General features: G+C 62.8%; 23 protein-coding genes. 8 read left to right on the forward strand and 15 right to left on the reverse strand.

What is annotated here, in order from left to right; translation table 11 throughout:
- Positions 1-199: 199 nt before the first annotated feature.
- Positions 200-502: a hypothetical protein gene (locus INT40_RS11245; protein WP_193071813.1), complete on the reverse strand. Its 303-nt coding sequence runs from the start codon at positions 500-502 to the stop codon at positions 200-202.
- A complete protein-coding gene (locus INT40_RS11250) occupies positions 499-1266 on the reverse strand; it encodes a helix-turn-helix transcriptional regulator (RefSeq protein WP_193096085.1) in 768 nt (255 codons plus the stop codon). The genes INT40_RS11245 and INT40_RS11250 overlap by 4 nt, the downstream gene beginning before the upstream one ends.
- A gap of 175 nt (positions 1267-1441) precedes the next feature.
- Here INT40_RS11250 and INT40_RS11255 point away from each other — a divergent pair, with 175 nt between their 5' ends.
- Positions 1442-2617, forward strand: a complete 1176-nt coding sequence (locus INT40_RS11255; protein ID WP_193071815.1) for an integrase — start codon at positions 1442-1444, stop codon at positions 2615-2617.
- Here INT40_RS11255 and INT40_RS11260 read toward each other — a convergent pair.
- Both INT40_RS11260 and INT40_RS11265 read right to left on the reverse strand, forming a co-directional pair.
- Positions 2500-2862: an NAD-binding protein gene (locus INT40_RS11260; protein ID WP_193071816.1), complete on the reverse strand. Its 363-nt coding sequence runs from the start codon at positions 2860-2862 to the stop codon at positions 2500-2502. The two genes, INT40_RS11255 and INT40_RS11260, sit on opposite strands and share 118 nt — an antisense overlap.
- 56 nt (positions 2863-2918) lie before the next feature.
- The gene (locus INT40_RS11265) at positions 2919-4259 is read right to left on the reverse strand and encodes a TrkH family potassium uptake protein (protein WP_180959025.1); all 1341 of its coding nucleotides are present in this window, start codon (positions 4257-4259) and stop codon (positions 2919-2921) included.
- A 203-nt stretch (positions 4260-4462) separates the two neighbouring features.
- Between INT40_RS11265 and INT40_RS11270 the strand changes: the two genes are divergently transcribed.
- The 3 genes from INT40_RS11270 to INT40_RS11280 all read left to right on the forward strand — a co-directional run bounded on the left by INT40_RS11270 (position 4463) and on the right by INT40_RS11280 (position 6870).
- Entirely contained in the window at positions 4463-5404 is a 942-nt protein-coding gene (locus tag INT40_RS11270; RefSeq protein WP_101573614.1) for a YihY/virulence factor BrkB family protein, read from the forward strand.
- 67 nt (positions 5405-5471) lie between these two features.
- A complete protein-coding gene (locus tag INT40_RS11275) occupies positions 5472-6677 on the forward strand; it encodes an MFS transporter (RefSeq protein WP_193096086.1) in 1206 nt (401 codons plus the stop codon).
- A 28-nt stretch (positions 6678-6705) separates the two neighbouring features.
- On the forward strand, positions 6706-6870 hold the full coding sequence (locus INT40_RS11280) for a hypothetical protein (protein WP_193096087.1): 165 nt from the start codon (positions 6706-6708) through the stop codon (positions 6868-6870).
- Positions 6871-6914: 44 nt separating this feature from the next.
- Here INT40_RS11280 and INT40_RS11285 read toward each other — a convergent pair whose 3' ends face one another.
- Complete coding sequence (locus INT40_RS11285; protein WP_101573618.1) at positions 6915-7436, reverse strand: DoxX family protein; 522 nt, start codon at positions 7434-7436, stop codon at positions 6915-6917.
- Between the two features lie 101 nt (positions 7437-7537).
- Here INT40_RS11285 and INT40_RS11290 point away from each other — a divergent pair, with 101 nt between their 5' ends.
- Complete coding sequence (locus INT40_RS11290; RefSeq protein ID WP_101573620.1) at positions 7538-8098, forward strand: TetR/AcrR family transcriptional regulator; 561 nt, start codon at positions 7538-7540, stop codon at positions 8096-8098.
- A 94-nt stretch (positions 8099-8192) separates the two neighbouring features.
- Here INT40_RS11290 and INT40_RS11295 read toward each other — a convergent pair whose 3' ends face one another.
- Positions 8193-9620: an MDR family MFS transporter gene (locus tag INT40_RS11295; protein WP_180959026.1), complete on the reverse strand. Its 1428-nt coding sequence runs from the start codon at positions 9618-9620 to the stop codon at positions 8193-8195.
- Between the two features lie 197 nt (positions 9621-9817).
- On the reverse strand, positions 9818-10183 hold the full coding sequence (locus tag INT40_RS11300; protein WP_193096088.1) for a VOC family protein: 366 nt from the start codon (positions 10181-10183) through the stop codon (positions 9818-9820).
- Positions 10184-10345: 162 nt separating this feature from the next.
- Here INT40_RS11300 and INT40_RS11305 point away from each other — a divergent pair, with 162 nt between their 5' ends.
- On the forward strand, positions 10346-10834 hold the full coding sequence (locus INT40_RS11305) for a hypothetical protein (RefSeq protein WP_193096089.1): 489 nt from the start codon (positions 10346-10348) through the stop codon (positions 10832-10834).
- Positions 10835-10858: 24 nt separating this feature from the next.
- On the opposite strand, the gene INT40_RS11310 is transcribed toward INT40_RS11305, so the two are convergent.
- The 6 genes from INT40_RS11310 to INT40_RS11335 all read right to left on the reverse strand — a co-directional run bounded on the left by INT40_RS11310 (position 10859) and on the right by INT40_RS11335 (position 16282).
- On the reverse strand, positions 10859-11866 hold the full coding sequence (locus INT40_RS11310) for an aldo/keto reductase family protein (RefSeq protein ID WP_193096090.1): 1008 nt from the start codon (positions 11864-11866) through the stop codon (positions 10859-10861).
- 68 nt (positions 11867-11934) lie between these two features.
- Complete coding sequence (locus tag INT40_RS11315) at positions 11935-12450, reverse strand: RDD family protein (RefSeq protein ID WP_193096091.1); 516 nt, start codon at positions 12448-12450, stop codon at positions 11935-11937.
- 85 nt (positions 12451-12535) lie between these two features.
- Entirely contained in the window at positions 12536-13228 is a 693-nt protein-coding gene (locus INT40_RS11320) for a GntR family transcriptional regulator (protein WP_101573632.1), read from the reverse strand.
- Positions 13229-13289: 61 nt separating this feature from the next.
- Entirely contained in the window at positions 13290-14585 is a 1296-nt protein-coding gene (locus INT40_RS11325) for an MFS transporter (RefSeq protein WP_193096092.1), read from the reverse strand.
- A 105-nt stretch (positions 14586-14690) separates the two neighbouring features.
- A complete protein-coding gene (locus INT40_RS11330) occupies positions 14691-15323 on the reverse strand; it encodes an NAD(P)-dependent oxidoreductase (RefSeq protein ID WP_101556474.1) in 633 nt (210 codons plus the stop codon).
- The gene (locus INT40_RS11335) at positions 15320-16282 is read right to left on the reverse strand and encodes an EamA family transporter (protein ID WP_219618762.1); all 963 of its coding nucleotides are present in this window, start codon (positions 16280-16282) and stop codon (positions 15320-15322) included. The genes INT40_RS11330 and INT40_RS11335 overlap by 4 nt, the downstream gene beginning before the upstream one ends.
- 79 nt (positions 16283-16361) lie before the next feature.
- On the opposite strand from INT40_RS11335, the gene INT40_RS11340 reads away from it, so the two are divergent.
- A complete protein-coding gene (locus tag INT40_RS11340) occupies positions 16362-17300 on the forward strand; it encodes a LysR substrate-binding domain-containing protein (protein WP_226829623.1) in 939 nt (312 codons plus the stop codon).
- Between the two features lie 95 nt (positions 17301-17395).
- Positions 17396-18232 carry a sulfite exporter TauE/SafE family protein gene (locus INT40_RS11345; protein ID WP_101556472.1) on the forward strand — a complete coding sequence of 279 codons (837 nt, stop codon included), beginning with the start codon at positions 17396-17398 and terminating at the stop codon, positions 18230-18232.
- 113 nt (positions 18233-18345) lie between these two features.
- Here the strand turns inward: INT40_RS11345 and INT40_RS11350 are convergent, their stop codons facing one another.
- Positions 18346-19035, reverse strand: a complete 690-nt coding sequence (locus INT40_RS11350) for a hypothetical protein (RefSeq protein WP_226829622.1) — start codon at positions 19033-19035, stop codon at positions 18346-18348.
- A gap of 70 nt (positions 19036-19105) precedes the next feature.
- Positions 19106-20122 (reverse strand): AraC family transcriptional regulator, encoded by a 1017-nt coding sequence (locus INT40_RS21205; RefSeq protein ID WP_101556470.1) that lies wholly within the window; start codon positions 20120-20122, stop codon positions 19106-19108.
- Positions 20123-20196 lie beyond the last annotated feature (74 nt).

Raw genomic sequence — 20196 nt, forward strand, 5'->3', positions numbered from 1 at the left:
TAGCGACTCGCCTTGTTTGAAATTCATCGGCCTACACTCTCGTTTGCGAAGAGCCAGAAAACTACAGTTCGACGATTGCAGGAGACAAAGAAAGGACAAGACTCACGAGTGATGCCCGCGAAGAACCACACGACAATATGGTTTTAGAGGGCGTGTCTGGTGAGGACTCTCCGGTGGCGGACGCGACCAAATCGGCGGGCTACTTGGAGGCCGGAGACCCAGTCGCAGCCGACTCTGCCTGCGTGGTCGCTCGCTGCAGCCGATTCGACAGTGCACGGAGTTCCGCGTTGAGCTCCGGCGAGTCTTCGACGACGAACTCGGCGTCCAACCTGGCCAGTGTCAAAGCCATGGTGCTGACTGTCTCTGCTCCGATCATCACCGTCGAGCGCTGCTCATCGAGAGCTTCGACAGTGCCCTCGGCAGGCATCAGCATCTTCATGACCTCGGCTGCTGCGGCGTGCACGGTGACGGTGGCTTCGTGTTTCCACCTGCTGGCCGTCACATTGCGCTCGACGTAAGCGCGATCTCCTGTGCCGGCAGATCACGAGGTTCGAAGCGTCGACCCCCAGGGATTTTAGGGACGATGTGCTCGACCCGGAAGATGGCCCAGGCTTCTTCCGTAGGGTCAAAAGTGAGGAGAAACCAGCGATGCTGATGGTTGACCAGCCGGTAGGGTTCCACCTCGAACTCACTGCGGTGTCCCTGACTTGAGAGCGTGTCTCTTTGATCCGCCGAGGTGCTGGTCTCGCCTTGATCTGCAGAGGCCCCGGCCTCGGGTCGGTAGGTGAATCTGAACCGCTGGTGTCCGTGACAGTATTCGATGATCAGTGTCAGCAGATTCGGGTCGACGAGCGGCATCGGATGGTTGCTGGCAAGCGGGACAGTGAAATGGGCCAGGTTCTTCACCCGATTGCGCACACTAGCGGGCAATATCTGCTCGAGCTTCGCCAGCGCCTGTGCAGAGGTCTCTTCCATTCCACCGATGATGCAGCTCAGTCCGGAGTGCAATCCTACGGCCACGGCAACGGCTTCGTCGGGGTTGAGCAGCAACGGTGGCACAGCCGAGCCACCGGATCCCATCCGGTATCCACCCTCGCCTCCACGGGTCCCCTCAACGGGATAGCCGAGGTCACGCAGAGTGCCGATATCGTTGCGCACCGTGCGTGAGCTGACGTTGAGACGGTCGGCCAATTCCGTGCCTGACCATGTTCGGGGGACCGTCAGCAATGACAGTAGACCGAGTAGCCGCGCTGCTGTTTGTGACATTTTCTGTTGTCTTCCTTGCTTTAGGAAGACCTCCTGCCTAATCAAACAATAGCATCAGTGTTCTGAATTCGTAATGCGCTGCATGCGGCAATGGGGCCGTGAGGAAAATGGAGGAATTGAGGAATTCATGCACACGCAATTAGCTCCCCATCGTGATTCGAGGAGACAACGCGGGATGATCGTCAACGATTATCGTGATCGTTACACTTCAGCCCGAAAGCAGGACAAGAGCGGGATTCTCGACGAGATCGTCGTGAAGACAGGATGGTCACGCGACCACGTCCGTCGACTCTTGGCCCAATCGGCACGAGGGCAGGAGTCGCCCCAGACTCGAGCTGGCCGGCCGCGCCGCAGAGAGGGAAAATACTCCGACGAGGCCAAGGTCGCGTTGGAACAGGTCTGGGACTGGTCGGGCAGGCAGAGTGGAAAGTACCTTGCTGCTGCCATGCCTGTGCTGCTCGATGCTTTGGAGCGTCACGATTCCCTGCCCACTGGGGAAGGCGGATATGGTCGGGGAGTGCGGGAAGAGCTGCTGTCAGTCAGCCCCGCTTCGATCGACAGGTATCTGCGATGCGCCCGGTCGTGTGATTTCGCGTCCCGCAATGTGTCGACGAGGCGCTCGCATGTGCCCAGTGCGGAGTTCCTCAAATTCGCCGGCGGAGACAACGAGGCTGAACCGGGCTTCTTCATGGTCGATACGGTCGCCCACACGGGGGCAACCGCGCGCGGGGACTGCGTGTTCACTCTCAACGCGAATTGCCTGCACACTGGGTGGGTGTTCACTCGGAGCCTTTCGGACAATGCTCCGGACCGCGTCGCCGACATTCTGCAGTGGTCTCTTGACGAGATCACAGGCATTCCCTTCTGGGTCAATGCTGTTGAGTTGAGCAATGCTTGCGATGGAGTCCATCAGGCGGTTGCCTTATGGGCGCAAGCGCTCGATATCCACTACAGTCCCGTACCCAAGGATCATCGGCGAGATCGACTGCCAGGGGCCTCAGAACATCAGCACCTGGTCCACGAGTACGGGTTTGTCAATCACTATGACACCGAGGAAGAGCGATGGGTGCTCAACCATCTGTGGAGGGCGGTCAATGATCGACTGAACTTCTTCACCCCGATCAGGAAGCCGGTCGCCTGGGTCAGGGACGCGACCGGTCATCGCAAACGGATCTACGACGATCCGGCCACGCCGTTGCGCCGCCTGAGTGAGGCCGGCGTGATGTCGCCCGTTCAGGAAGCCGAACTCATCACATACCGCAACAGCCTCGACCCGGCGAAGCTCGCGGCAGACATCAGCAGATGGCAGAAAAGGCTGATCGAGATCACCACGTCGACGATTCCCAACTGACGCAGAACAGTCTCATCGGTGGAGTCGGCCCGCGATACGAAGGCCAGAGTCTCGGAGTACTGAGCCACGACGGCTTCGTCGATATCGACACCGATGACGTCGACATCGTGAGCGGCGAGTTCAGCGGCCAGCGATCCGCCGAAGCGTCCTAGCCCGATGACGGCGACGGCGTCATGGTGTGCCATCGGGGTGGGATCACCCAGGAAGAACGCAGCCGGCCTCGTCCGCCAGGATTTCGTATTCATATCAGTGTCCTTCCTCTTATTCGTGGATTCAGGTGGGTCACCGTCGATGGCATGCCTCAACCGATCAGGGGCCGTTCGACGGGAAGTTCGTAGCGAATGGTCCTGGCCCGCAGTGCCAGCGCCGAGGCGACTGTGACGGGGCCGAGCCGCCCGAGGATCATGGCTGCAATGAGCACCACTTGGCTCAGTCCCGGAAGGCCAGAGGTGATGCCGGTCGTCAGGCCAACGTTCGCGAAGGCGGAGATGACTTCGAAGAGAATCCGGTCCAGGCCGAGGTCAGGGGCCTCAAGCATCAACAGTGTCGTGGACAAAGCCACCAAGCTCAGAGCCAGGACGATCACGGTCACCGCCTGCCGATGCGCCGACCCTGCCACGCGCCTTCCGAGGAGGTTCGCTCTCGTCCCGCCGGTGACTTCTGCCCAGGTCATTGCCAACAGCACCATCACTGTCGTGATCTTCACACCGCCGGCTGTGCCCGCGGGTCCACCGCCGATGAACATGAGAATGTCCATGCTGAACCAGGTGGCCGAATGCAGCTGTGAGATGTCGACGGAGCTGAAACCTGCTGTGCGCGCCGTCGTCGATTGGAACGCCGCAGTCTGCAGCTTGCCCCACCAATCCAGGTGACCAAGAGTACCGGGATTGTTCCACTCGACGGCGGCGATGAACGCTGCGCCGCCGATCAGCAGTACAGGGGTGACGACGATGACGGCCCGTGTCGTCATGGACCATCGCAGCGGGGTTCTGTAGTGCCGGAAGAGTTCGATGAGCACCGGATAGCCAAGGCCGCCGAGGATGATCCCCGCCGCGATCGGACTCCACACGAAGGGATCGGTGGCGTAGGAGATGAGGCTGTCCGAGTTCAGGCCGAAGCCGGCATTGTTGAATGCGGAGACGGCGTGGAACGCCGCGTCCCACAGTGCTGCGCCCGCGGGCTGGTCGTAGTGGAGCCAGAAGCGCAGGAACAGCGCCGAGGTGATCGCGAGTTCCGTGGCCACAGTGAGGCCGATGATCCGCAGCACCATCGGTCGGATTCCGCCGATGTGCGAGCTTTTCGCCTCTGCCGCGACCGACTCTCGGAGGCGAAGTCCGACCTTCCCGGCCACGAGCATGGCCAGCAGTGTCGTGAGCAGAAGGATTCCCAGCCCGCCGGCTTGGATGAGTCCGAGGATCACCGCTTGGCCGAAGAAGGTGAAGTCGCTGCCGGCTGAAAGCACTTCCAGCCCGGTCACACTGATCGCCGAGGTGGAGGTGAAGAGTGAGGACAGAAGTGAAATGCCGCCGGGGGCCGTGGTGGCCGCCGGTGTCATCAGCAGTCCGGTGCCGATGACCAGAGCCACGAGGTAGGTGATGACCACACGGTCGATGGCGTTGCGATGAGGATTGTGCACAGTCATCGAACCTAGATGCAGCTCGTCAGGATGACGTCCACTTTCGTGACCATAGTCCAACAGTACCTCCGCACGACCGCCGTGGAGGGGCCTTGAATTGGGAGTACTCTGGGGCGGCATGGCGGGCCTGAGTGAAGGCTGTGAACGACTACGATGTTCAACGTAGTGCAGAGTCCCCAGCAGGTCGTCTCCGCGGCCAGGAGAATGTCATGGCCGAAAAGTTCCCCACTCACGCCGAACCGTTGACTGAAGCGGACGGCTCATCCGGCCAGGAACACGCGTTGAGGGACCGAGTCAGACTTCGGGCGAGGACACCGGAGCGGGGCAAGAAGGGAATCCTCACCAACACGATTCGGCACGTGATCAGTGATCAGGGACTGGATCTGGCGGCAGGTTTGGCGTTCTACGCGCTGCTGTCGATGGCACCGGCAACTCTGGCTCTCGTGTCGATGCTCGGCGTCGTCGGGGAAGCGAAGTCCACCACCGAGGCGGTGCTGGGTCTGGCCTCTGATCTTTCGGCCGAGGCCGCCGAGGCGATCCGCCCGATCGTCACCGAGCTGGTGTCGACGCCTGCCGCCGGCCTCACCCTCATCGTCAGCGTCGCCGTTGCGATCTGGTCCTCGTCGAAATACGTGAGTGCCTTCGGCCGTGCGGCGAACAAGGCCTATGCGGTGGAGGAGACTCGACCGCTGTGGAAGCTCAAACCGACGATGCTGCTCATCACCGTGGTGCTGTTGCTGCTCATGGCCGGACTGGGACTGCTGCTCGTGGTCTCGGGGCCCATCGCGGAATCTATCGGCAAGCTTGTCGGGTTGGGCCCGGCGGCCGTGATGATCTGGAGCATCGCCAGGTGGCCGGTGGTGATCTTCTTCGTCATGCTGCTGATCGCGCTCCTCTACTACGCGACTCCGAACGTGAACAAATCGAAGTTCCGCTGGTCGAGCATCGGAGCATTCGTCGCGCTGATGGCCCTGATTGTCGTCTCACTGGGATTTGTCCTCTATATCAACAACTTCAACAACTTCAACGTCACCTACGGTGCCATCGGCGGTGTGATCGTCGGGTTCGCCTGGCTGTGGATGGTGAACCTGGCTCTGATCTTCGGCGCGGAACTCGACGCTGAGATCGAAAGGTCCAACGCTTCGGTCTGAGTCATCAGGCTTCCGACTGAGACGCCAAGACTTCGGCCTGGGCCACCCTATATCGTATGGTCACATCATGAGTTCCGACCGGTCTGACGCTTCGACTTTCACCCCAGCACTGCTGGGCCTTGTGTGGACCGCGATGTTCGGGTTTTCGGCGTTCTTCTTCAGCTATTCGACGATGGTCTCGATCGCTGCCGTCAAGGGACTCTCGACTGTCACCGGTGGTTCGGTCCTGACGACGATGATGATCGGCGTCATCGTCGCGCAGCCCTTCGCGCCCTGGGTGGGCAGAGTGCTCGGACTCAAGGGTGCACTGTTCTTCGCTCTCGGTCTGCAGCTGCTGGGACAGATCCTGGGTCTGACCGTGCCGGCACCGCTGCTCGGGTTGGTGCTGGCCGGATTGTGCGGGGGAGTGGGGTTCGGCCTCTTCGTCGTCCTGGCCAATGCCGCTGTACCGTCGACGACGTCCCCCGGCCGTATCGGCAAGGCGCTTGGCCTCTTCGGCGGGATCACCTCATTGGCCTCTGCCGTCGGGGCACCGCTCGGACTGTGGCTGGTCGGTACGGTTCCCGTGTGGACCTTCAGGATGATCGTGTGCTTTTCGCTGCTCCTCGCGGTGCCGACCGTCGTGAAATTCCTTCCTGGCCGAGAACGTTCAACCGCGAATGCTTCGACGAGCGACTCCGAGGTCACGGTACGCAGCGGAGCGCGGGGAGGCACGTCCCGACGCTCGACTGGGCGCAGCCTCGGTGAGGCTCTGTCCTTGGTCATCATGCTCTCCCCCTTCCTCGTCGGCATGGTCGTCTTCGGCCTGATTGTCGGGTTCGGTCCGGGTGAGGACGTCGCCGGAGCTGCACTGTACATCGGCGCGATGCAGGTGTCGGCTGTGATCGGCCGGTTCGCAGCCGGTGCCATCGCTGACCGTTTCTCCCCGTTCGCCCTCAATCTCTTAGGTCTCGGCCTTGCCGTCATCGGACTGGTCGTCACAGTCTTCGTGTCCGGTGCGATGCTCTTCCTTGCCATGATGATCATCGGCTTGGGGTTGGGCACACTGCAGTCGGCGAGTCTCGTGATGGCATTCTCCAATGTCAGCACGCCGGCGAAGGCGAGCGTTGCGTGGAACATGAACTTCGATATCGGATTGGCTATCGCCGGAGTTCTCGGCGGGCTTGGTTTCACTTATCTCGGCGACTCTGCGACGTTCCTCGTCTGCGCCCTGTTGTTGCTTCTTACCGGCGTCGTGTCCTCGATTGTGCGAGCCCTACGTCGCTCGTGCTAGGTATCTGCGCCACTCCTTCCAGACGCCGATGTCGTTCAGGATCCTCGCGCAGCCCGTCGATGACAGTGCGCGAATCGTGGTGACGGTGACTGAAGAGTCGCGGAAGACAACAGTCGGCGGAGCCGAGGGCGCTTTCGGCAGCTGCATGGGTTGGACCGCATTGCTCGCGGCCATGAAGGTCCGGGAAGAATAGGGCATCGACCTGCGCGAGGGCTTCTGCAATTGGTCTGCCCAAGGCTATTCGGGACCTATGGTCTTGTACAGCTGGGACTTGGTGTTGCTTGGCCTTGCTCGACGTCGAGCCCGCAGATCCCAGAGGAGAAGCGCCGAGGTGGATGCCAGGAAGACCAACTGCAGCACGGTCCTGGGAAGCAGGGTGTCATCCCAGGCCAGATCTGTTCCAGTGGCGCCAGATCCGGACAATGCCTTGTAGATGTTGGCTGGAAACATCGCGATGAGCATCAGCGAGAGCCCAGCCGCAGCCCATGCGCGAGTCGGCGCCCAGAGCAGTCCGAGTGCTCCGGCGAGCTCGAGGACTCCCGTGATTGTGACAAGGAGTTCTGGGGCAGGCAAGGCCGGGGGAACCATGGAGATGAGCTCGGCACGCATGCCGATGAAATGCGAAGATCCGGTGACGATGAACATGAGGGCGACGCCTGCGCGGACAGCGATCTTCCGGGGCCGCCACGAAGGTTTGAGCGTACGGCCAGCGAGGTGAACGACGATCGCGGTCATCAGGAGGAATGCCAGGGGTGTCATGGGTGGTGTCCTTGAGGCGGTTTGGATGAACTTTACGTTGACAAGATTCTCATGGTGATCTGATCTTGTCAATGAAAAGATTCTTGGGTTAGGATTGGGCTATGGCTTATCACCATGGAGACCTGCGTCGAACGATGCTCTCAGCAACCGCCTCGGCGATCGATGAAGAAGGCGTTGCGAAGCTGAGCCTGCGTGCTCTGGCCAAGCGGGCAGGGGTCTCCAATGCGGCGCCGACGCATCACTTTGGGGATAAGGCGGGGCTGCTCACGGCTCTGGCCGTCGAAGGATATGACCTCATGGCCGACGCGATGTCGGAAGCAGGGCAGCGCCTGAGCCTCGTTGAGATGGGAGTCGCCTACGTGACTTCTGCGCTCAATAATCCGGCGCACTTCTCCGTTATGTTCCAACCGCACATGCTCCGCGCGGACGACGCCGAACTCAACCGTGCGCAAGTCAGGTTGCGGACCGCACTCACCGAGGGCGTTGCTCAGTCGGTCGAAGATGCCGGAGGCGAGTCGAACACGGATGCACGGCTTGCCGCATGGTCGCTCGTCCACGGATACGCGACGCTTGTCCTCAGCGGAGCCATCAATGAGCCGGATCCGGTTGCGCACGCTCGGATCGTTGCGAGTCACTTCGCTTCAATTGCCGGAAGCTCGTGATTCGCTGGCGAAGAAATAGGAGGAATCGTCTTCGACTGCTCGGTCCGGCCAGAGGCCCCAGATGAGAGGCGATTTCGACCGGACGCAGGCCGAGTCAGCCGGGCGTGTTCTGGCCGTGCGAGTTCTTGATGAAGAAGGATCCGATGACACCGAAGATGCCGATGACTGCGGCAACGAAGAAGGCAACATTGGCTCCGTGGACGAGGCCGGCGACTCCGTAGACTTCGGGGTCACGTGTTGTGGAGACCATGATGGTGACCAGCACCGCGGTGCCCACCGAGGCGGCGATCTGACGGAACGTGTTGTTGAGCGCCGTGCCGTGGGGGATGAGGCGCTGCGGCAGCTGGTTGAGCGCTGCCGTCGTCACCGGCATCATCACCATGGCCACGCCGAACATGCGGATCGTATTGATGATCGCAAGGTAGAGGAACGTGGTGTCGGACTTCAGCCCGGCGAACAGGAATGTGGTGACCGTGAGCAGGGTGAACCCGGCAACGGCCAACCACTTGGCGCCGATGGCGTCGAAGATGCGTCCGGTGACAGGCGACATCAGCCCCATGACTGCTGCACCGGGCAGAAGCACCAGGCCGGACTCCATGGCTGTGAAGTCGTTCATATTCTGCATGTACAACGGCAGAACCATCATGCCGCCGATCATGACGATGAAGACGCACATGCCCAGGGCGGTGTTGAGCGTAAACATGCGGTAGCGGAGCACCCGGAACTCGAGCATCGGCTGATCCAGCTTGAGCTGGCGCGGAACGAAGATGGCCAGCGAGACCACGCCGATGACCAGAGGGATGAGGACCTCGAGGCTCAGCCAGCCTGCATCGCCGGCGGTTCCGAAGCCGAAGAGCAGGCCGCCGAAGCCGAATGTCGAGAGGATGATCGAGGTGACATCGATCCGGGGGAAGGTGCGTTCGGTGACGTTCTTGAGGATGAAGTAGGCCACGATGATGTCGATGATCGCGATCGGCAGCATCATGTAGAAGAGAACTTCCCAGGGCAGGTGATCAACGATCCAGCCCGAGAGGCTGGGCCCGATCGCCGGGGCGAAGGCGATGACGAGGCCGAACGTGCCCATCGCTGTACCCCGCTTCTCCACCGGGAAGATCGCGAAGAGAATAGTCTGCATCAGTGGCATGATGATGCCGCCGCTTGAGGCCTGAATGACACGGCCGAGGAGGAGGACGGGATAGGTCGGCGCCAACGCGCAGACGAGTGTGCCGATGATGAACAGCAGCATCGCGGTGAGGAAGAGTCCGCGGGTGGTGAATTTCTGGATCAGGAAGGCCGTGATCGGAATCATGATGCCGTTGACCAGCATGAAGCTCGTCGTCACCCACTGCGCGGCGCTGGCAGTGATGTTGAAGGACTGCATGAATGCGGGCAGTGCAGTATTGAGCAGAGTCTGGTTGAGGATGATGACGAATGCACCGGAGACGAGGACTGCAAGGACCACATTCCGATTGATCGGCTTACCATCAGCCGTCGCGCCCTGGCTCTTGTCCGCATCTGTCACTGAAATTCCCTCTTTCTCTTCAACATCTGACCTCGCCGGTATGGTCGGCGGCAGTGCGAATCCGTCTGTTCGCACTGGGCCGGGGCTTCACCGCGCCGTGCGAGTCTACTCCCCGTGGGAGCCGACCCTAGGGACAGAGTATCGGCAGAGGTCAATACAGAGATGTCATGGAGATGTCTCGCAGGCGATCGGCTGCCTCAGTCGACAGGCGAGACGCGGACGAGGTTGCCGTCGGGATCGGCGATGACGAAGGTACGTCCGAACACCTCGTCGTAGGGTTCGTCGATGACGGTGACGCCCTTGCCCATCCACTCGTCGAAGAGGCTGTCCACTGCCGATGCTGTGCCGGGGATCATCAGTCCCACCTCCGAGGTGCGGGGCGGGTTGTGAGCCAGCGACTGCGCGCCACCGCTCCAGAGAGCGAAGAGAACTCCAGGAGCCACAGTGAATGGCACATAGCGCGGGGTGAGCATATCTGGTTCCATCTCGAAGAGATCGCTGTAGAACTTCGTCGCGCGTTCGACATCGGTGACGTAGATGAGGAACAGGTTGGGGGTCGTCATGGGATGGCTCCTTCAGCGCAGCAGGACTGTGTGACTTCTTCATCCTGTCACCAGCAGGTGACATGGCATTCGGGAGCTGGCGCACCGGTTGGCCACGACGGTGGCCGCAATGCACCGACCGAAAGAGCAGGGTAGGTTAAGGGTGACGAAAGGGTGAGGGGAATGATCTTGGGGAGCTGGGGCACACTCGGCCGCTTCGTGCTGCTGACTACGGGGATCGGTGCTGTAGCTGCTCTGGGGCTTTATCTGTTCAACGCGCCTCCTTCCAGCTTCTTCGAACTGTTAGAAGGGCTCGCCTATATATTCTTCTTCCTGGTGCCAGGCGCCGCACTGGGGCTGGTTATCGGGGTGCCGGCCTACGGTGCGCTTCGTCTCTGCCTTCGTGCGTTGCCAGGTCGGAAATCTGTGCTCGTCTTCTTCTTCGTCCTCGGCGTCATTTCGGCGCTGATCGGGTTCGCAGTGGTTCTTCTTCTGACCGGCGGTCCCTCGACATATACCTTTGAGTCGCAGGGAGACGTCGTACGGACACTCGGGTGGCCAGCCTTGACGGCGGGAGTCCTCACCGCTGCCGCGTCATTCCTCGTTGTCGAACCTCGTGAGGAAAGTGCAGAGGCGACTCCGCTGAGCAGCAACGGCAAGGGCCATCAGTAATTAGAAGCTGAAGCGACTTCTCGCTCACACAATCCGGGTCGGCGGCGACTTCGTCTTCGATGGGTCCGTGACAGGCAGATCACCGAGGGCATCATCGATGCGTGTGAGCACCTCGGCGTCGAGCTTCACACCGGCAGCTGCAACATTCGACTCCACCTGCTCGGGACGGGATGCGCCGACGAGCGCCGTCGCAACATTGTCGTTGGCAAGCACCCACGCGATGGCGAGCTGGGCCATCGTCAAGCCCAGGTCGGCGGCGATAGGTTCGAGCTTGGCCACTGCATTAAGTGTGTCGTCGTCGAGGTAGCGGCCGGTGATCATGTCCTTGCCGCCCTTCTCGTCCGTGGCACGCGAGCCAGCAGGTGCCGGCTGGCCCGGCTTGTACTTGCCGGTGAGCACACCCTGGGCGATCGGTGACCACACGACCTGGGAGATCCCGAGTTCCTTGGAGGTCGGGACGACCTCGGACTCGATGACGCGCCAGAGCATGTTGTACTGCGGCTGGTTCGATACCAGCTGGATGCCGAGGTCGCGGGCCAGATAGTGCGCGGCGCGCAGCTGATCGGCGTTCCATTCGCTCACACCGATGTAGAGGGCTTTGCCCGCGCGGACGAGATCCGCGAACGCCTGCATGGTCTCTTCCAGCGGCGTCTCATAGTCGTAGCGGTGGGCCTGGTAGAGGTCGACGTAGTCGGTGCCCAGGCGAGACAGGGAGCCGTTGATGGACTCCATGATGTGCTTGCGGGAGAGCCCGGTGTCGTTGTGGCCCTTGGGCCCGGTCGGGAAGTACACCTTGGTGAAGATCTCCAGGGACTCGCGACGCTGTCCCTTGAGCGCATCGCCGAGGACCTGCTCGGCGACGGTGTTCGCGTACACGTCGGCGGTGTCGAAGGTCGAGATGCCTGCATCGAGGGCGGCATGCACACACTTCGTCGCGGTGTCGTTCTCCACCTGGGATCCGTGCGTGAGCCAGTTTCCGTAGGTGATCTCCGAGATTTTCAGTCCACTGTTTCCGAGGTATCTGTGCTCCATGGCCCCAGCCTACTGCTGTATGGACGAGAGCGGCAGTGCCAACTTCGCTGCGCTGCAACATTCGACTTTCATGAACCGGTGTCGAGCGACAGGTCCCTTGGCTCGAGTTCGACGCTCAAACCAGTGATCCGGTCGTATGGAGCACGGCCGCCAGAGACAAATAGTGAGGCGACATAGATGATCGGAATGACATAGGCTACGGCAATCAGAATCCAGACTCCTATAGGCGTGCCCGTCGAGTCTTGACTGCTGGCCACGATCGCGTAGACACCTGCATGCCCGAGAACCCAAGGCAATCCGATTTTGAGCAGATTCCTCACCAGAGTGATTCGGAAGCGGCTTTGCTGGGATCCGGCAGACACCCGGAGCCTCAGCGCCCGCTTGCCAGGAGTGGCCGAAACGCGACGCGACTCACACCAGGCGGCAACGACGACGACTGGCGCCACCATCACAAGTGCGCCGATCAGATTCGCCATCAGCATGCCATTCGGCTGGATGGTGCCATTGAGATAGAGAGGGATGCCGATAGCAGCGGTGACAGCAATCCAGGGGAGGATGCAGGCCCAGTCGATCAGCCATGCCATGATCCGCCGCCATCCGAGATACATGACTCAACAGTACAGATCCACTCTCGAATTCAGAGCTGATCCTGAATCGACTGTAGGCAGTTCACCCCCGCCGAAGCATCGTCGAATCGAAGGCGGAGGATGACCTTGCCGAGGTGGCCGTGGGCGGAGCGTTCTCCGCGAGGTGGCCTCGCAGGATGTTCGCGAATCCGGTGGAGTCACCCGTGCGCAGGTGCTCGACCAGGGAGACGTGCTCGGCGATGATCGCTTCGCAGCGGTCGAGGAGTCGGTCACCGGAGGCGAAGAGGATGAAGCGGTGCCGGTCGGAGAGCTGGGAATACAGTTCCAGCATCACTGCATTGTCACCGGCCTCGACGAAACCACGATGGAACTCAAGCGTCAGGTCGATGAAGGCGGTGACGTCGCCGGCATCGAAGGCATCACGTTGAGCCTGGATCGAGGTTTCGAGGGCCTCGGCGAGTTTCTGTCGCAGTGCATTCGGAGCCCGGTCGACGGCCGTCGTCTCGAGCACGAAGCGGGCATCGGCGAGTTCGGCGACGGTGCGCTCATCGACTCCCTGGACGATGGCTCCGCGCTTGGGGTAGATGATGATCCATCCCTCGTCCTGGAGGCGAGCAAGAGCCACCCGCACCGGTGTGCGGCTGACCTCGAGGTCGGAAGCCAGACCGGTCTCGCCCAGCATGGTCCCCGGCTGATGGGTCCCGTTGAGGATCTGAGCGCGAATGAGCTGATAAGCGCGCTCGGCTGCGCTCGGGGTCTCGCCGCTGCTGGTCATGACCGCAATCTTCTCATTGGCCGGATCAGATTCCCTCCACGTTTCGTGTCCGTCTTCTCCCTCAACCTACATGCGAGGTCTCTTCGATGTCCTCCACCGCGTCGGATCTCTGGGTCCGTCCCGGCCAGCGCATCAGTGGAACGGCCCGAATCGAGAATGCCAGGGCAATGAGGAGCACGATGGTGGCCATCATATTGATCCACAGGAACCCTCCGGCCTGCAGCACTGTGCCGGCCATGCCAGCCATGAGCGCGCCGCCGAGGTTCATCGCCGCATCCGATGCGCCCTGCAGGGTGACCTTCGCATGGCGTGGCACCGAGGCCGTCAGCAGGGCCGATCCGCCGATGAGGAACATCGACCAGCCGATGCCGAGGAAGATGAGTGCCGTGCTCAGCAGGACCATGGATGAGACCTCGGCCGCGGCATCGACGACGCCGAGGGTGATGGCTGTGGCGAAGACGAGGATGCCGCCGGCGATCACCGTTCCCGGCCCGAAGCGATCGGCCATCCACCCGAATACGGGGGAGAGGGCGTACATTCCGGCGATGTGCACGCTGACGACGATGCCGATCGCGCCGAGGGAGAATTCCTGGTGGTCCATGTGCACCGGGGTCATGACCATGACGTTGGTCATCATCATCTGACCGGCGATGATCGTGATCATCGCGAACAACGGCACCGGGCGGGCGATGGCGAAGCGCAGCGCCGGCCCCAGCTTCATCGTCGCTGGCTCGGGTGTGGAAGAGGTGGACTCAGTCACCGCCTCGGCGGCTCCCGGTTTGATCTTCTTCGTCAGCGTTGACGCGACCAGGGTCGCCAGACCGAAGGCGGTCATCGAGATCAGGTAGGGCCCGGCCAGCTCGTTCATGCCCAGTGCCGCACCGAGGTGCGCGCCGGGGGCGGTGAAGCTGGGCCCGAGCACGGAACCGACCGTCGTCGCCCACACGACCAGTGACATGGCCCGACCGGCATTCGCGGGATCGACAATGTCGACCGCGGCATAGCGGGCCTGCAGGCCAGAGGCCGTCGCGGAGCCGCACATCATCATGCCCAGCATGAACAGCGGCAGGAACTGCAACGCGACACCGAACAGAACGACCGTCGCCCCCAGGGTGCCGATGCCGAATCCCAGTGTCAATGCGGTGCGTCGACCGGTCCTGCCTGCCAGCACCGCCAGGGGATAGGCGATGAGACCGGCGCCGAGGATGACGCTCATCTGGGCGATGCCCGCCATCGAGGTCTGGCCGGTGATCTCCTCGGCCAGCAGCCCGCCGACCGCGTAACCGGATGCGATTCCGGCTCCGGAGAGCAGCTGCGCGGTGATCAGTGTGGCCTGTGCACGCGTGCGGGTCTTCATCGACGCCTTCCGTGGTCTGTGGAATATACCCACACAACGTATCTTGGATCCATCTTGGATACAAGATGATCTCATGGTCGCCGAGGTGGTTGTTCGTCCCGTTGATCAGTGGGCGATCGTGATCTGCTGGTCAGTGCCCGGCGCTTCGAGGGCGTCGATGACTGCCACAGCGAGGTCCTCGGCGCTGATGTGTGAGCACCCATCGTGATCGGTCAGGAGGGTCGTCGTACCGCGCTGGTAGGAGCCGGTGCGAACTCCGGGTTCGAGGACGGCAGGAGGGCTGAGATAGGTCCAGTTCTGGTTGGCGTGTTCGGCACAGGCCGCGAGTTGGGCGACGCTGGCGGCGGCGGTGGACCGCCACCTTGTCGGAACGAAAGCGGGGTTGTCGACCACCAGCCGATCAGGATCCTTGGGTGAGCGCAGCGCTCCGGCTCCTCCCACGACGAAGAGGGGAATGCCGGCGCGGGCACTGGCGGCAAGGACCGCCTCGGTGATGGTGATGAACGCATCCTCCTCGCCGGGAACGACGCGGACGGTGAGCACAATGGCATCGACACCGTCCAAGACGGTGTCGAGGTCGGTGGCACTGCTCGCATCTGCCTGCTTCGATGTCACCTCGCTCCGGTGCTGGTGAGTGCCAGTGCGCGAGGCGGCCATGACCTGATGGCGGCGGTCGGCCGCCTCGGCGACAATGCGGGAGCCGACCATTCCGGTGGCTCCGATGACAGTGATTCTCATGATCGTTCTCCGTTCGTGGTCAAGGACCGCTGAGATGGTGTGGTCAGCAGCCGAGGGCGCGTGAAGACGTGTGGTGGCAGCTGGCCGCAGAACAGTGCGGCCAGGGCAAGGGCGAAGCCGGCGAGCTGAATGAGATTGAGCGATTCCCCGGCGAAGGTGACGCCGAGTGCGGCCGCGACCAGTGGGGAGAGCAGCCCGAGCAGGGCCATCGCAGTCACCGGGAGGTGGCCCAGGCCGCGAAACCACAGTGTGTAGGCCAGGAGGCCTCCGATGATGCCCAGCCACAGGTACCCGAGGATCCCGGCACCATCGATGGCTTCGGGGATGCCTTCGAACAGCAGAGTCGGGACCAGCAGGACGAGACCGCCTGCGGTGAGCTGCCAGCCGGCGAACCCCACCGCGCTGATTCCCGGCGGGCGCCCCCAGCGTTTGATGAGGATCACCCCGGTGCCCATGGCGCCCGCCCCGGCAATTCCGGCCAGAACCCCGACCAGGTCGAAGCCGGCTCCCGGCCCCAGGACCACCATGCCGACTCCCGTGACACCGATGACGCCCCAGGCCAGACGCCAGCGGGAGAGGCGCTCGCCGAGGACGATGACTGCGAGGACGGTGATGAGGATCGGCTGTGTCGCTCCCAGAGTGGCCGCGACCCCGCCGGGCAGGCGCTCGGCGGCGACGAAGAGCAGGGGGAAGAACATCCCGATATTCAAGGTGCCCAACACGAGCGTCTTCCACCACCAGTCACCGTGGGGCAGTCGGCGGGCGATGAGGAGCCCCAGGAGTCCGGCTGGAAGTGCACGCATGAGCGCTGCGAACAGCGGATGATCGGCCGGTAGGAATGCGGTCGTGACGAGGTAGGTGGTGCCCCAGGCCATCGGGGCCAGCGCCGTGGCCGCCGTCATCATGACAGGCGAACCGGTGCCCGGGGCTGCAGGAAGTGATGTCTGTGTCGGTGTCATATCCCCAGCATCGAGGGCGCCTGGGCAATGAGTCCAACACATAGTTCTCATCCCAGCAATCGTGTGCCACGATAGATGGATGGAATTGCAGCAGCTGCGATATGTCCTGGCCGTCGCCGAGGAGCGGAACTTCACCCGTGCGGCCGTGAAGTCCCATGTCGTGCAGTCCGCGCTCAGCCATCAGATCAAGGCGCTCGAACACGAGCTGGGGGTCCAGCTCTTCGCCCGGACCAGCAGACGAGTCGAACTCACCGAGGCCGGCGCAGCCTTCCTGCCCGCAGCCAGAGCCACCCTTGACGCGGCCCAGCGTGCCATCGCCGAGGCGGTGTCGACCACAGGAGAACTCCACGGTCGACTGCTCATCGGGGCGATCCCGACGGTGACAACCGTGGATGTCACCGCCGCACTCGGTGTCTTCCACCGTGCCCACCCGAAGGTGGAGATCGGGCTGCGGGCCGGTGGCAGCCTCGACTTCGTCACCGCGATCCGGGAGTCGGCCATGGATGTGGCAGTGCTCGGACTCCCCGACGCCACACTTCCAACAGGGGTGTCCACCGAGGTGCTCGCACACGAACGACTCTGTGCAGTGATGTCATCCGAGCACCGGCTGAGCTCGCGCCGCCGACTTCGCTTAGAGGACCTGGCCGCCGAAACCTTCGTCGACTTCCCTGCGAGCAGTCCGGGTCGGACCCAATCGGATCGGGCCTTCGCCGCTGCTGGGCTCAGCCGCTCTGTGGCCTTTGACGTAATGTCGACCGATGTGATGCTTGACCTTGTGGCCCAGAACCTGGCCGTGGCCCTGCTGGCCCCGGGCGTTGTCGCGGACTCTCGTGAGCTGTCGGTCGTGCCCATTGCTGATGGACCGACGCGAATCGAATACCTTGCCTGGAGCGAATTCAACCCGAGCCCGGCGGCACTGGCATTCCTCGATATCCTTCGCGCCACCTCGGCGGGCGACGATACGGGAGCGAACGCACTGCGGGCGGGCATGCTCGACTCAGGTACTGGCCGACAGTAAGAAGGAGTTCGCGCTCGCCTTCGCACGGAAGAACGGCTGAGCTGAGGTGGTTGCGCGCCTTGCCCGCGGAGGTGACTATGGGGTGAGATAGGCGAATGGACTTTGTGGGATTGGTGGCCGTCGGGTGCCTGGTTGGGCTGACGACCGTGCTGTTCGGATTCGGCGGCGGTTTCGTCACCGTTCCTATCATCACCCTGGTCCAGGCGGACCTCGGCAGTGACACGGCACGGGTGGCCGCGGCCACCTCGGCACTGGTGATGCTCGTCAACGCAGTCGTCTCCACGATCTCGACCAAACGTGAGACCCTGGCCCACCTCAAAGGGGAGTGGTGGCTGTTCATCCTCCTGGCAGCGGGCGGAGCGTTCGGAGCCTTCTGCGCAAAGTTCGCCCCGGAGACGCTCCTGAAATGGGGGTTCGTCATCTACATTGCCGTGACCGCAATCGACCTGCTCGCCCGCCCCGGCTTCTTCCGCCGAGGTGAGCCGAAGACTCGTACGAAAGCAGGGAAAGGTAGCGGTCGCTCGGGCAGCGGCAATGAAGACCTCGGGGACGGGGGCCGCGGCATCGCGGCCCTGTTCGGATTCCCGATCGGCGGTCTGGCCTCATTCCTCGGCGTCGGCGGCAGTGTGATGACGGTGCCGATGATGCGCCGATCCGGGGCGACGATGACCGTGGCCACTACGCTGGCCAACCCGCTGACCTTGGTCATCATGCTCCCCGCTGTCCTCGTCACGATCACCACCCACGTGACCACCGAGGTTCCGGGAATGGTCGGCTCGGTGGATCTGCGCTCGGCGCTCGCCCTGCTCATCGGGGCGGTCCCGCTGATCGTGGCGCTGCGCCGCCGAGTGCCCAAAATCCCGGAGATCATCCACGCCTGGGGCTACGTCATCCTGCTCATCACCGCCGGGGCCGTCGTCGCCATAGCGTGAGTCGAGTTGCGCGGCGTGAGAGCTCTGAACCACAGCGCCGAGAGAACCCTTTATCATCGACGGGCTACGTTATAAGGTGATCCCTCGACGGCAAGTTGGCCGAAAGGCGGGCCTCACTCGCCCATGCGCCGACGGCGCAGCACTTCCGGCAGTCCGAAGTAGATTGGCGGCCTGATTGCGGCACTGCCCGAATCGCGTGGGACGTCGGTCCCGCCCAGTGTGTCGGCGGTCCCGCTCAGTGTGTCGGACGCGCCGCCCAGCGCCCATGCGCTCTCCCAACTGATGAGCTCGCCCGCGTGACACACGGGGTCACCGCCGCCGTAGGGCGGTTCCGCCCAGAGCCACAGGTTGATCCCGTATTCGATGAGAGTCAGCTTCTCATCCCGATCGCGCCCAGTGATCTCCTTGACCAAGTCAGCCCGCACCCTCGCCGAGGTGGTCTCAAGTTGCGTCCACCCGTCCTGCCTGTGGGGGAGGAAGATCCACGTCCGCGCGGGGACATCTTCGGGCACCACCTCCTCGGCGCTCATGATCTCGATGAACTCATCCGGGGCACGAGTGTCGTGGGTGGGGATGTCTGTGGCGGGGGATGCTGCGTCGAGGAGATCAGCGAAGCAGGTGCGAGCCACCTCGGTGGTGGGGGAGATGATGAGGAGGTGGGCAGCCTCGGCTCGGACTTCCTCAAGACTCAGGCGGGTGAATGTGTTGGCCCGCATCGTCGCGAGCACCGGGATCCAGTGCCCGGGCACCGGTGCATCGGTGATCAGGCGCGAGGTCTGCGGTCGCTCCGCATCATGTCGCATGATGATCTGCCCTTCCTTCGGCGCCGACGAATGCGTTCACCTCAACCATGGCACGAACCGATGGCCCAGCTCAGCCCCGCACCTGTTTCCCTGTCATCTGGCGGTGGCGGCTGGGGCGTACCCCGTATTCGCGGTGGAAGGCGGTGCTCAGAGAATAGCCGCTGGAATAGCCGACCTCGTGGGCAACGGATTCGACGGTGGCATCAGTGCGCTCAAGGAGGTCGGCGGCCAAACACAGTCGCCACCCGCTCAGATATGACATCGGAGGCTCCCCCAACAGGTCGGTGAAGCGGCGCGCCAAGGTGGCGCGAGAGACAAGTGCTTGACGAGCCAAGGCCTCGACGGTCCACGCGCGGTGTGGTGCGTCGTGTATGGCTGCCAGCGCTGCACCCACGATCGGATCCGAGCTTGCCCGATACCAGCCTGGAGCCTTCGCCTCAGGGAGGGCGAACCAGTCCCGCAGCGCTCCCGCGAGCACCAGGTCGAGCAGCCGGTCGAGGATGGCCTGCTGGCCCGGCTCCTCACGCAGGATCTCTGCCTCCAGAAGTTGCAGCGCAGCGGTGCGCTGCACGGCCCGCGGTACGACGAGGACACGGGGCAGTGCGGTCAGCAGACGATCGGCAATGCGCCCCGTGAGAGTGAAGGATCCGGTCAGCATGGCGTCATCGGCAACCAACTCCACTCCGCATGTTCGAGCGCCCAGTGCGATGTTCTCAGACGCGTCGACATCATCGGCGAAGCAGACCCCGCTCTGAGTCTGAACGTACAGGGGTGTTGGGTTGGCCCTGGGGTCACTGGACACGTCGAAGGGCGCCGGTCCCACGACGATGGCGATGTCGTGTGGGAAGAGCTGGTGGGAGGCGCCCTCACACTGACCGTCGACGTCGCTGGCGTCACGTTGACTAGCGCTGGCGCTATCACTGTCGTGTTCTCCGTCGACGATCCAAGCCTCTCCGCGAAGCATCGTGACCAGGGATAGAGAAGCCTGCTCCGCGAAGGTGGCGCACCAGGGCGGGCTCGCTAGTGTCCGGCCCAGCAGTGCGCCAGAGGAGCGGATGTGCGTGAGTACATCGGTGAGCGTGTCCACGGCCTCAGTTTAGACGATCAGTGATCTTTATGAGACTGTGAGCGATTCTGCGTCTCACGTCAATGAGGTGAGAT

This window comes from Brevibacterium sp. FME17, from assembly GCF_014897515.1.
GTDB lineage: Bacteria > Actinomycetota > Actinomycetes > Actinomycetales > Brevibacteriaceae > Brevibacterium.